Below are 12,164 nucleotides of genomic sequence, written 5' to 3' on the forward strand. Positions count from 1 at the left end.
GGATGTCAACACTTTTTTGCAAGTTTTTTCAGGTTTTTTCGCGCTGACTCAAATCAGCTTCATCCTCTTGGATTCTTTGTGTAAGGCGTCCCGACACCGCAGACAAAAATAAAAACCCCACAGATGTTTCCTGCTCATCTGTGGGGTTTCGAGAGACATCATCACATGAACTGTTCCGGCGACTAAAAAAAGGAATCACGATACTCAAAGACAAAGTAAAGGTAATTCCTTAAAAATGCAACTGGCTACCATTTTACAGGCCCTTTAGCTTTGCGTCACAGCTTTTCAACTGCTTTGCTAAATATTCTATTCGCAAACTCTTTTTTGAGTCAATTACATTCAAGTGATTTTCCAGTGCCTGAGCACCTTCATCTCTCTGGATAGAATATATCATATTTCTTCTTTCCTGTCAATGGGAAAATCATAGAGTTTTCTTTCTTAATTTATAAAAGTAAAATGCAAAAAGAGGGCAGCTCTCTCGAGCTGCCCTCCCGGACCTTATTTCTCAGCTGATCACTGAGCAGCCTTTGCTGCCTCGACCTGCTTGATGAGTTCGGGAACGACCTTGAACAGGTCGCCCACGATGCCGTAGTCAGCCACACCGAAGATGGGGGCGGACTCATTCTTGTTGACGGCAATGATGCACTCAGAATCCTGCATACCTGCGGTGTGCTGGATAGCGCCGGAGATGCCCAGAGCCACATAGATCTTGGGATGGACGGTCTTACCGGTCTGACCGACCTGATGATCAGCGGTCATCCAGCCGGCATCGGTGACAGCACGGGATGCGCCGACAACGCCGCCGCCCAGAGCTGCAGCCAGCTGCTCAGCCAGCTCGATGCCCTTGTTGACGTCCTTGCTGATGCCACGGCCAACAGAGACGATGACGTCTGCACCGATGAGGTCGACCAGCTTCTCAGCTGCCTTCTCAACGCTCAGGACCTCAGTCTTGATGTCGTCAGCGGTCAGGCTGAATGCGGGCTTCACGATCTGGCAGGCATCGGCCTTGGCCTGATCGAAGGGAGCCTTCTTCATGACGCCGGGACGGACGGTAGACATCTGAGGACGGAAACGGGGGCAGATGATGGTAGCCATCAGATGGCCGCCAAAAGCAGGACGGGTCATCTTCAGGTTGCGGTCCTCGTAATCGAACTTCTGCTTGGACAGGTCGATGGTGGAGCTCTCCTTCAGGAACTCGACATACTTTGCAGTGTCGATGTCCAGATGGGTAGCATCAGCGGTCAGACCGGTGTGCAGACGAGCTGCGCAGCGGGGGCCAAGGTCGCGGCCGATGTTGGTAGCACCGATCAGCAGGACCTCAGGCTTGTACTCGTTGACCATGTCGCAGACGACCTTGGCGTATGCGTCAGTGGTGTAATCCTTCAGCAGCGGGCTGTCGCAGACCATGACCTTATCGGCACCATAGCCGCCCAGCTCTTTTGCAATGCCTTCGACGTTGTCGCCCAGCAGCAGGCCGGTGACTTCGCAGCCCAGCTCATCAGCCAGCTTGCGGGCCTCGCTGACCAGCTCAAAATCAGTGGACATCAGTGCGCCCTGGCGCTGCTCGCAGAAGACCCAGACGCCCTTGTATTCGTTAAAATCAGCCATTGTAATCCTATGCTCCTTTCATCAGATCAGGTGCTTCTTGGCCAGGATACCAGCCAGCTGTGCAGTGGTATCGTCGCCAGTCAGCATAGTGCCTGCGCCCTTCTGCGGAGGAGTGAAGGACTTGAAGACGTTCGTCGGAGAACCCTTCAGACCGATGGTATCGACCTCGATCAGCGGATCGTCCTTCAGAGCGTTGTAATCGAACACTTCCATCGGCTTGTCGTAGCAGGTGAAGATGCCGTTGACGCTCATGTAGCGGGGCTGATTCAGCTCCTTGATGCAGGTCAGCAGGCAGGGAGTCTGCACCTTGACCATCATGTAGCCGTCTTCCAGCATACGCTTGACCGTGAGGCTGTTGCCATCCTTCTGGATGTCAGCAACATAGGTCACCTGAGGCAGGTGCAGCTTCTCAGCGATCTGAGGACCGACCTGTGCGGTATCACCGTCGATTGCCTGACGGCCGCAGAACACGACGTCCTCGGGGCCGACACCGATCTTATTGACAGCAGCAGCGAGGATCTGGCTGGTTGCGAAGGTATCAGAACCACCGAACTCACGACCAGAGACCAGAACAGCTTTATCAGCACCGCGGGCCAGCAGCTCACGGAGCATACCCTCGGCCGGCGGGGGACCCATGGTGACGACGACGACTTCGCAGCCGGTCTCGTCCTTCAGCTTCAGAGCGGCCTCCAGAGCGTTCAGGTCATCGGGGTTGGTGATGGTTGCCATAGAGGCACGGTCCAGAGTACCATCCGCCTTGACAGCCACCTTACCGGAGGTATCAGGAACCTGCTTTACACAAACGATTGCTTTCATTGTAAATCTTGCCTCCCTTACTTCAGCAGCGCGCCGGAAATGACCATCATCTGCACTTCGCTGGTGCCCTCGTAGATCTCAGTGATCTTGGCATCACGCATCATGCGCTCGATGGGGTAGTCACGGGTGTAGCCGTAGCCACCGAACAGCTGCAGGCAGCGGCGGGTCACGTCGCTTGCGGTGCGGGCTGCGATGAGCTTAGCCTGAGCAGCCTCGACGCTGTAGCGGACCTTTGCGCCATTCATAGCTTCCTGCTTCTTCAGAGCGGCAGCGTAGACCAGATACTTTGCAGCCTCGATACGGGCCTTCATCTCGGCCAGCTCGAACTGGGTGTTCTGGAAAGCGGAGATGCTGCGGCCGAACTGCTTGCGCTCCTTGACGTAAGCGACGGTCTCCTGCAGAGCGCCCTCGGCGATGCCCAGAGCCTGGGAAGCGATACCGATACGGCCTCCGTCCAGAGTAGCCATAGCCAGCTGGAAGCCCTTGCCGCGCACGCCCAGCATACGGTCCTTCGGGATGCGGCAGTCCTCAAAGATCAGCTCGCAGGTAGAAGAACCACGGATGCCCATCTTATCCTCAGCCTTACCGACGGAGAAGCCCGGGTCGGTACGCTCCACGATGAAAGCAGAGCACAGCTTGGTGGGACGGCCCTTCTTATCGAGGACCTTATCGGTAACAGCGATGACGATGAACACGTCAGCGTAGCCTGCGTTGGTGATGAAGATCTTGGAGCCGTTCAGCACCCAGTAATCGCCATCTTCCACAGCAGTGGTCTGCTGGCCCTGAGCGTCAGTACCAGCGCCCGGCTCGGTCAGACCGAAAGCACCCAGCCACTCGCCGCTGCACAGCTTGGGCAGATACTTTTCCTTCTGCTCGGGAGTGCCGTTCTCATAAATAGGTGCTGCGCACAGGCTGGTGTGTGCGGAAACGATAACACCAGTGGTGCCGCAGACCTTGCTCAGCTCCTCAACAGCCATGACGTAGGACAGGACGTCGCCGCCTGCACCGCCAACAGAGGTGGGGAAGTAAATGCCCATCATACCCAGCTTGCCCATCTTCTCGACGGTCTCCTTGGGGAAATACTCTTCGGCATCGACTTTCTTTGCCAGAGGCTTGACTTCGTTTTCAGCAAACTCGCGGTACATCTTCTGCACCATCTGCTGCTGCTTGGACAGAGTAAAATCCATCGCTATATCCTCCTAACGGATGTTTTTCTTTCAGCACAGGGCAGCTACACTCATGTCCTGTGCAAACAAATTCCTCCCGGCCGTTTTCTTCGGGACGACCGAGAGAAATTTCAAACTAATTTACAGCTCGTCGACAGGGGTCTTGGTGCGGTCTGCGTTGTAAACGTAGAAGCCCTTGCCAGACTTGCAGCCCAGGTTGCCGCCGCGGACCATCTTACGGATGAGCGGGCATGCACGATACTTGCTGTCGCCGGTCTCCTTGTACAGGACGTCCATAATGGCGAGGCAGATGTCCAGGCCGATGAAGTCGCCCAGCTCCAGGGGACCCATCGGGTGGTTGGCACCCAGCTTCATAGCGGTGTCGATGCCTGCAATGTTGGAAACGCCCTCCATCTTGATGAAGGCAGCCTCGTTGATCATCGGGATCAGGATGCGGTTGACGACGAAGCCGGCAGCCTCGTTGACCTGGACCGGCTGCTTGCCGATGGCAACGGAGATCTCCTTGATCTTCTCGACAGTCTCAGCGGGAGTGTTGCAGCCAGCGATGACCTCGATGAGCTTCATGCGGTCTGCGGGGTTGAAGAAGTGCATACCGACCAGAGGACGGCTGACACCCTTGCCGATCTCGGTGATGGACAGAGAAGAGGTGTTGGAAGCGAAGATGCACTCGGGCTTGCAGATCTTATCCAGCTCGCCGAAAGTGGTCTGCTTGACCTTCATATCCTCGAAAGCAGCCTCAACGACGAGGTCGCAGTCAGCGCACAGGTCTTCCTTCAGGCCCGGGGTGATAGCAGCGACGATAGCGTCAGCCTTTTCCTGAGTCATCTTGCCCTTAGCGACCAGCTTTTCATAGCCCTTCTTGATCTTTGCCAGACCATTCTCGGCCCACTCCTGCTTGATGTCACACAGAGCAACCGTGTTGCCCTCGACCTGAGCAAATGCCTTTGCGATGCCCTGGCCCATAGTGCCAGCACCGATAACACCGATCTTCATGGGAAATCTCTCCTTTATTATATCTTCTGAATGTAGTGCCTCTCCGTGCCTCCCCTTTCCGGGGAGGCGCTGCAGAGGCGTTATGGTTTAGTTTAGTTGTTCGTGAACACTGCCTTGGGCTTCGGCTTTTCACGGCTCAGGAAGCAGGCCATGCCTTCCTTCTGGTCATGAGTCTCGAAGCAGTCGCCGAACAGCTTTTCTTCGACTTCGACAGCCTTCTCGATGGGGAGGCTGATGCCGTCGTTGATAGCCTTCTTGCAGTTGCGCACGGCGATGGGAGCATTCTTGGCGATCTTGTTGGCCAGCTTCAGGACATTCTCCATCAGCTCAGCCTGCGGATACACTGCGTTGACCAGGCCAATGCGATAAGCCTCGTCAGCCTTGATGTTCAGTGCAGAGTAGACCAGCTGCTTTGCCATGCCCATGCCAACCAGACGTGCCAGACGCTGGGTGCCGCCGAAGCCCGGGGTGATGCCCAGACCGACTTCCGGCTGACCAAACACAGCGTTGTCGGAGCAGATGCGGATGTCGCAGCTCATAGCCAGCTCATTGCCGCCGCCCAGTGCAAAGCCGTTGACGGCTGCGATGACGGGGATGGGGAAGCTCTCGATCATCAGGAACACATCATTGCCCAGTTTGCCGAAAGCCTCGCCCTCGGCCTTGGTCATGGTGCTCATGGAGCCGATGTCAGCGCCTGCCACGAAGCTCTTGTCGCCTTCGCCGGTCAGGACGATGCAGCGGATGGCGGACTGGTCAACTGCCTCAAAAGCAGCCTTCAGGTCTGCCAGAACTTCGGGGTTCAGGGCGTTCAGTGCCTTCGGGCGGTCGATGGTGATGATCTCGACTGCGCCCTGCACCTCGGTTTTTACAAATGCCATTGTGAAAACCTCCATTCAGGTTATATCTTATTCAAAACAGCCCCCGGACAAGGGGCAAGTCTCCGGTCTCGCCCACTGTCCGGGCTGTATCAATATCCGGAGTGACCCTTCAAAGGGAAATCAGTCCATCTCGACGATGGTTGCGCAGCCCATGCCGCCGCCAATGCACAGGGTAGCCAGACCCTTGTGAGCACCACGATGCTTCATAGCGTACAGCAGGGTGACGAGGATACGAGCACCGGAAGCGCCGACCGGGTGGCCCAGAGCGATTGCGCCGCCGTTGACGTTCAGCTTGTCCTTATCGAAGCCCAGAGCCTCGCCGACTGCGATGGACTGTGCTGCGAATGCCTCGTTGGCCTCGACCAGGTCCATATCAGCAACGGTCATGCCGGTCTTAGCCATGACCTTCTTGGTAGCAGCGATGGGGCCAAGGCCCATGACCTCAGGCTCGACGCCTGCCAGAGCACCTGCGACCCAGGTAGCCAGAGGCTTCACGCCCAGCTCCTTGGCCTTCTCTTCGCTCATGATGACCAGAGCAGCTGCGCCATCGTTGATAGCGGAGGAGTTTGCAGCGGTGACGATGCCGTCCTTGGTGAAGGCGGGCTTCAGCTTTGCCAGCACTTCGGGAGCGCTCAGACGGGGGCCTTCATCGGTATCGAACACGGTGTCGCCCTTCTTGCCCTTGATGACAACAGGAACGATTTCATCCTTGAAAGCGCCGTCCTTGATGGCCTTGTCAGCCTTCAGCTGGCTGTGGTAAGCGAAATCATCCAGCATCTCGCGGGTGATGGGGCTGTAGCCGTACTTCTTCTGATAGGTCTCGTTGGTGCAGACATTCTCAGCGGTCATGCCCATGTGCTTGTTGAAGCCGCAGGCATCCCACAGAGCATCGTTGACCATGGTATCCACGATCTCGCTCTTGCCCATGGGAGCGCCCATGCGGTAGCCGTAGCGGCCCTTCATCATTGCGAAGGGAGCCATGTCCATGTTCTCCATGCCGCCTGCGACCACGATGTCAGCATCGCCGGCCTCGATCATCTGAGCAGCCATGTTCACGCAGTTCAGGCCGGAGCCGCAGACCACATTGACGGTGACAGCAGGAGTCTCGACGGGCAGGCCAGCCTTCAGGGAAGCCTGACGAGCGACGTTCTGGCCCAGACCAGCCTGGATGACGCAGCCCATGTAAACATGATCGACCTGCTCGGGTTTCACGTTAGCACGGTTCAGGGCCTCCTTGATGACGATGGAGCCCAGCTCTGCAGCAGGGACGTTTGCCAGGGTGCCGCCAAACTTACCAATAGCGGTACGGCAAGCAGATGCGATAACAATTTTCTTCATGTTAATAGCCTCCTGAATTTATATGTTTCGGGGTTTCGTAAAACTATTTATCAAAAAGCCCGAGGGCCTTTCTGCATTATAAAAGGTATCAGAGCGTTTTTCCTTCCGCCCGGAGCTGCTCCACTTTGGCGTGGATGGCATTCTCTACGTTGGGCGTCACGAACTTGGAGATGTTGCTGCCGTAGCGGGCAGCCTCCTTGACGATGGTGGAAGAAAGGTAGCTCCACTTGATGCTGGTGGCAAGGAACATCGTCTCGATGCCGGGCATCAGTGCGTGGTTCGTCTGGGCGAGCTGTATCTCGTTTTCGAAATCCGTCACCGCCCGCAGGCCCCGCACCATCACCGAAGCGTGGCGCTTCTTGGCGAACTCCACGGTCAGGCCGTCGAAGCTCTCCACCGTCACATTCGGGATGTCCTTGCAGCATTCCCGCAGCAGCGCCACCCGTTCTTCTACGGTGAACAGAGGGTTCTTTGCGCTGTTGATGAGCACTGCCACAATGAGCTGGTCGTTTATCTTTGCAGCTCGCTTGATGATGTCGAGGTGTCCTCTCGTGACCGGGTCGAAGGACCCGGGGTAAACTGCTGTTGCCATCGGTATGGTCTCCTTTATTTGCGCGCTTTGGAAAAGCGCATTTGGTGTTGCCATGATAGCACTTTTCAGTTTCTGCTTCAAGTACCAGGCCGCATCGCCATCGCTACATCGTTAATTTTTAGTCAATTAACTTCGCACTGGGACGCATCGTCTTGGTACACCCTTAGCAAACCATATCGTCAAAATTTTATCAAGTACTTTTTCGAAAAAAATTGTTTTTGCTATACCAAACAATCGCCACAAATACCTAAGAAATTTAGTCAAATTGTCCTGCGAGACATTTTTTCGCGGAAGAGGGCTTGATTATAATGTTTGTTAATGTTATAACTAAGCTGTGCAGGTATGCCGCTGCCGGAGGCTTCTGCCCTGCCGACCCCAAGGATACCGCCGGGGTGTGATAAGACAGTGTCCGGACTGGGAAAAAACGGTAAATTTCCGGCTAAGATTTTGTCCCGTAGAATTGTAAATAATAAATTTACAATTCTTTTATGTTCTTAAAGGAGAGGATGGTTTATAATGGATTTCATGGAAATGTATGCCCAGAAAAAGATGACTGCCGAGCAGGCTGCTTCTCTGGTCAAGAGCGGCGACTGGGTGGATTACGGCTGGTGCGTCAACACCCCCGTGGCCGTGGACGCCGCCCTTGCCAAGCGCCTGCCCGAACTGGAGAACGTCAATTTCCGCGGCGGCATCCTGATGTGGGTGCCTGAGATCTTCCAGATCGACGACCCCGCTGCCCACATGACCTGGAACAGCTGGCACATGGGCGGCATCGAGCGCAAAGCCATCGCACAGGGCTTCTCGTTCTACTCCCCCATCCGCTATTCGGAGCTGCCCCGCTACTACCGCGAGAGTCCCGACCCGCTGGACATCGCCGTCTTCCAGGTGACTCCGATGGACGAGCACGGCTACTTCAACTTCGGTCCCAGCGCTTCCCATCTGGGTGCCGTCTGTGAGAAGGCCCGGAAGATCATCGTGGAGGTCAACACCAATATGCCCCGCTGCCTCGGTGGTATGGAAAACTGTGTCCATATCTCCCAGGTCACCGGCATCGTGGAGGGCGACAATCCGCCCATCGGCCAGATGGCCGCTGCCGGCCCCGCTTCCGAGGTCGATTTGAAGGTCGCAAACCTCGTCGTGCCGCAGATCCCCAACGGTGCCTGCCTGCAGCTGGGCATCGGCGGTATGCCCAACGCCATCGGCAGCCTCATCGCCCAGAGCGATTTGAAGGACCTGGGCGTCCACACCGAGATGTACGTTGACGCTTTCGTGGACATCGCCAAGGCCGGCAAGATCACCGGCGCACACAAGCAGCTGGACAAGGGCCGTCAGGTCTACGCCTTCGGTGCCGGCACCCAGAAGATGTACGACTACCTCAACAACAACCCCGAGTGCATGTCTGCTCCCGTCGATTACACCAACGACATCCGCAGCATCTCCGCGCTGGACAACTTCATCTCCATCAACAATGCAGTGGACATCGACCTGTTCGGCCAGGTGAATGCGGAGAGCGCCGGCATCAAGCACATTTCCGGTGCAGGCGGCCAGCTGGACTTCGTGCTGGGCGCATACCTTTCCAAGGGTGGCAAGAGCTTCATCTGCCTGTCCTCTACCTTCTTTAATAAGAAGACTGGTCAGCTCGAGAGCCGCATCCGTCCCACGCTGGAAAACGGCAGCATCATCACCGATACCCGCGCCAATCTGCATTACCTCTGCACCGAATACGGCTGCGTCAACCTCAAGGGTCTGACCACCTGGGAGAAGGCCGAAGCCCTCATCAATGTGGCACACCCCGACTTCCGCGAGGAGCTTATCAAAGAGGCCGAGAAGATGCACATCTGGCGCCGCAGCAACAAAATCTAAACATCGCCGTACCGGCTCCTGCCGTCTGCGGCAGGAATGGAGTCACACATGATGGACAAAAAGCCGCACATCAAGCCCTATATCTACGGAATGCTCGCGGGCTTTGGTGCGATAAGTCTAAGCATCCTGTTCTTCTTCTTCATCTACCGCTTCGACGGGTTCGGCGACGCGGTCTCCAAGGTGACCGGCATCCTGATGCCCTTCATCTATGGTGCCGTCATCGCCTATCTGCTCAAGCCGGTGTGCAACACCATTGAGGGCTTTCTGCACCGCATCTTCCCCGAAAAGCTCCACAGCATGGCCAATATGCTTGCCATTGCAGCGACGCTGCTGTTCGGTGTGCTGGTGGTCTACGCCCTCGTGATGATGGTGGTGCCGCAGCTCATCACAAGCGTCACCTCCCTCTACTACACCGCGCAGACCAGCATCACCCGATTCATGCGTTGGGTGAACACACAGAAAGTCTTTTTGGATAATGAGACACTGATGGGCTACTTCAACGATGCCTACGATGTCATTGTTGCCAATCTGACCACTCTGCGCACCACCCTGCTCCCCTCGCTGCAGAATTTACAAGGCATCCTGAGCGGTGTGGGCGTTGGCGTCATGAATGTGGTGATCTGGTTCAAGAACCTGCTCATCGGCCTTATCGTCGCTGTTTACCTGCTGGCCAGCCGCAAAAAGTTCGCCAAACAGGCCAAGATGATCCTCTACAGCGTCGTCAAGCCCCGCTGGGCGCAGCTCATCCAGGAGGAAGTCCTCTACGCAGACAAGATGTTCGGCGGCTTCATCAACGGCAAGATCATGGACTCCGCCATCATTGGCGTGCTCTGCTACTTTGCCTGCATCATCTTCAAGTTCCCGAGCGCACTGCTGGTGTCGGTCATCATCGGCGTCACCAACGTCATCCCCTTCTTCGGCCCCTTCATCGGTGCCGTGCCTGCAACGCTGCTCATCCTCATCCAAAGCCCCATCAAGGCCATCTGGTTCGTGCTCTTCGTGCTGGTGCTCCAGCAGCTGGACGGCAATGTTATCGGCCCGAAGATCCTGGGCAACACCACCGGCCTTTCGAGCTTCTGGGTGCTCTTCTCCATTCTGCTGTTCGGCGGTCTGTGGGGCTTCGTGGGCATGATCGTGGGCGTGCCGCTGTTCGCCGTCATCTATGACGTCATCAAGAAGCTGGTCTTCCACGGCCTGCGCCGCAACGGCCAGCTCGACCAGATGACCGTCTACCACGACGAGTTCGGCGATCCCGGCGACCCGGCTCCCGCGCCTGTAGAAGATGAAAGAACGGAAACCGAAATCGTCATTGATTCCGGCGAAGAATAAAATAACAAGATAAAGCCCCCATCCTCCCGGCTGCCTCAGCCGGTGAAGATGGGGGCTTTTCTGCGCATTTTTATCTTTGAAAGACCGATAAAGTCATTTCGCTTGAGCAGTGGAATGAGCCGGTTCCCAATCCTTGTAATTCTCGTACCGGCTCTCCCTGAGGGTGACGTGCGACCAGATCTCGTCGGCTACAGGCTGCCAGTCGGCAGCATATGCACCGCATTTGTCGCAGAGGTGGTCTACGCTCTCGGGCGACTGCAAGTCGGTGCTGTGAGCACCGGTGTCATGCACCATCTGGCGCAGAAGCTCGGGGTTTTCCAGCATCGGGCAGGGACGCAGATGGTTTTTATTGAAGGGCTGGCCGTTGTGGTAGGCCATGAAGAGCGGGCTGCGGAGAATATCGAGGATGCTGCTGTCGTGGATGTTGGCGTTGGAATAGTGGATAAAGACGCACGGCTCTGCATCGCCCGCCGAATTGATATGAAAATAGTTGCGTCCGCCTGCGATGCATCCGCCCACAAACTCGCCATCGTTCTGGAAGTCCATCGGATAAAACGGAATATCGCTCTTTTCTGAGCGGAGATACCGGATGCGCTCGATCATGTACTTGCGCTGAGCAGGCGTGGGCATCAGCTCCGGCGCAGCCTCGTTGCCTACCGGCATATAGTGGAAGTAGAACCCGAAGTGCGCGCCCTTGTCGCAGAGCATCCGCATAAAGTGGTCGCTGGTGACGGCTTCGAGATTGTCTCTGGTATAGCAGATGGAGGTGCCAAAAAGGATCCCGTGGGCCTTGAGCAAGTCCATCGCATTCATGACAGCGGCATAGTGGCCGTCGCCCCGCCGGGCATCATTGGTAGAGGGAGTTCCCTCGATCGAGAGCATGAAGGCGATATTGCCCAGTTTTACGACCTCTTCGCAGAACGGCTCATCGATGAGGGTAGAGTTCGTGTAAATCGCAAACTGCACATCGTTGTGCTTTTTTGCCAGACGGAGAATATCCGCCTTCCGCACCAGAGGCTCGCCGCCGGTGAGCATATAGAGATAGACCCCCAGCTCCTTGCCCTCGGTGATGATTTTGTCCATATCCTCAAAGCTGAGGTTGTTTTTGTGGCCGTACTCGCCCGCCCAGCATCCCACGCAGTGCATATTGCAAGCCGAAGTGGGGTCGAACAAGATCAGCCACGGAATGTTGCAGTGGTACTTTGTGCGGTTCTCGCGGATGGTCTTTGTCCCCCGGAAGAACGCCTCATAGCCAAGGTTGAGCGCCGTGGTGCGTGCCACGTTGGGCGCGGTCTGGTCGAGCACACAGTTGATGAGCTTCGACCACTTGCTGTCCGCATCGGTCAGTACTGCGCGGGCGTGCTCATACGTCTCCTCGCTGAACGAGTCGCCATAGAACTGCTTGGCGACGTCCACCATCTCGGCAAACGCCTTCTGACGGTCTTTTCTGACATGAGCCAGTGCCACATCCACCATCGTTCCGACAGCGGTACGCTGTACCTTATGGCTCAACGGCTCCAACGCGATACTCATAAAAGTCTGCCTCCTTGTGTGGGTCTT

The 12,164-nt window shown here is 56.3% G+C and carries 10 protein-coding genes and 1 riboswitch; of the genes, 2 read left to right on the forward strand and 8 right to left on the reverse strand.

Features of this window, described 5'->3' with window-relative positions; translation table 11 throughout:
- Window positions 1-233 precede the first annotated feature (233 nt).
- Window positions 234-309, reverse strand: a riboswitch (cyclic di-GMP riboswitch).
- Between the two features lie 204 nt (window positions 310-513).
- From acrA to coaD, 7 genes are all read right to left on the reverse strand, one after another.
- Entirely contained in the window at window positions 514-1,608 is a 1,095-nt protein-coding gene (gene acrA / locus J3349_RS13305) for an acryloyl-CoA reductase electron transfer subunit beta (RefSeq protein WP_015565089.1), read from the reverse strand.
- 21 nt (window positions 1,609-1,629) lie between these two features.
- Entirely contained in the window at window positions 1,630-2,424 is a 795-nt protein-coding gene (acrB, locus tag J3349_RS13310) for an acryloyl-CoA reductase electron transfer subunit gamma (protein ID WP_158394818.1), read from the reverse strand.
- A 17-nt stretch (window positions 2,425-2,441) separates the two neighbouring features.
- Window positions 2,442-3,611 (reverse strand): acyl-CoA dehydrogenase, encoded by a 1,170-nt coding sequence (locus J3349_RS13315; RefSeq protein WP_015565091.1) that lies wholly within the window; start codon window positions 3,609-3,611, stop codon window positions 2,442-2,444.
- Window positions 3,612-3,731: 120 nt separating this feature from the next.
- A complete protein-coding gene (locus J3349_RS13320; protein WP_149794635.1) occupies window positions 3,732-4,604 on the reverse strand; it encodes a 3-hydroxyacyl-CoA dehydrogenase NAD-binding domain-containing protein in 873 nt (290 codons plus the stop codon).
- 92 nt (window positions 4,605-4,696) lie between these two features.
- Window positions 4,697-5,482, reverse strand: coding sequence for an enoyl-CoA hydratase-related protein (locus J3349_RS13325; RefSeq protein WP_149794634.1), 786 nt, complete (start codon window positions 5,480-5,482; stop codon window positions 4,697-4,699).
- 120 nt (window positions 5,483-5,602) lie between these two features.
- Window positions 5,603-6,820: an acetyl-CoA C-acetyltransferase gene (locus tag J3349_RS13330; RefSeq protein ID WP_158394820.1), complete on the reverse strand. Its 1,218-nt coding sequence runs from the start codon at window positions 6,818-6,820 to the stop codon at window positions 5,603-5,605.
- Window positions 6,821-6,908: 88 nt separating this feature from the next.
- Window positions 6,909-7,412, reverse strand: a complete 504-nt coding sequence (coaD, locus tag J3349_RS13335) for a pantetheine-phosphate adenylyltransferase (protein ID WP_207677742.1) — start codon at window positions 7,410-7,412, stop codon at window positions 6,909-6,911.
- A 516-nt stretch (window positions 7,413-7,928) separates the two neighbouring features.
- On the opposite strand from coaD, the gene J3349_RS13340 reads away from it, so the two are divergent.
- Together J3349_RS13340 and J3349_RS13345 are read left to right on the forward strand one after the other, a co-directional pair.
- The gene (locus J3349_RS13340) at window positions 7,929-9,275 is read left to right on the forward strand and encodes a butyryl-CoA:acetate CoA-transferase (protein ID WP_207677743.1); all 1,347 of its coding nucleotides are present in this window, start codon (window positions 7,929-7,931) and stop codon (window positions 9,273-9,275) included.
- 48 nt (window positions 9,276-9,323) lie between these two features.
- The gene (locus J3349_RS13345; RefSeq protein WP_207677744.1) at window positions 9,324-10,604 is read left to right on the forward strand and encodes an AI-2E family transporter; all 1,281 of its coding nucleotides are present in this window, start codon (window positions 9,324-9,326) and stop codon (window positions 10,602-10,604) included.
- 93 nt (window positions 10,605-10,697) lie between these two features.
- Here the strand turns inward: J3349_RS13345 and J3349_RS13350 are convergent, their stop codons facing one another.
- Complete coding sequence (locus J3349_RS13350; RefSeq protein ID WP_207677745.1) at window positions 10,698-12,137, reverse strand: radical SAM protein; 1,440 nt, start codon at window positions 12,135-12,137, stop codon at window positions 10,698-10,700.
- Window positions 12,138-12,164 lie beyond the last annotated feature (27 nt).

The organism is Faecalibacterium sp. Marseille-P9590 (assembly GCF_017377665.1).
Classification (GTDB): Bacteria; Bacillota; Clostridia; order Oscillospirales; family Ruminococcaceae; genus Faecalibacterium.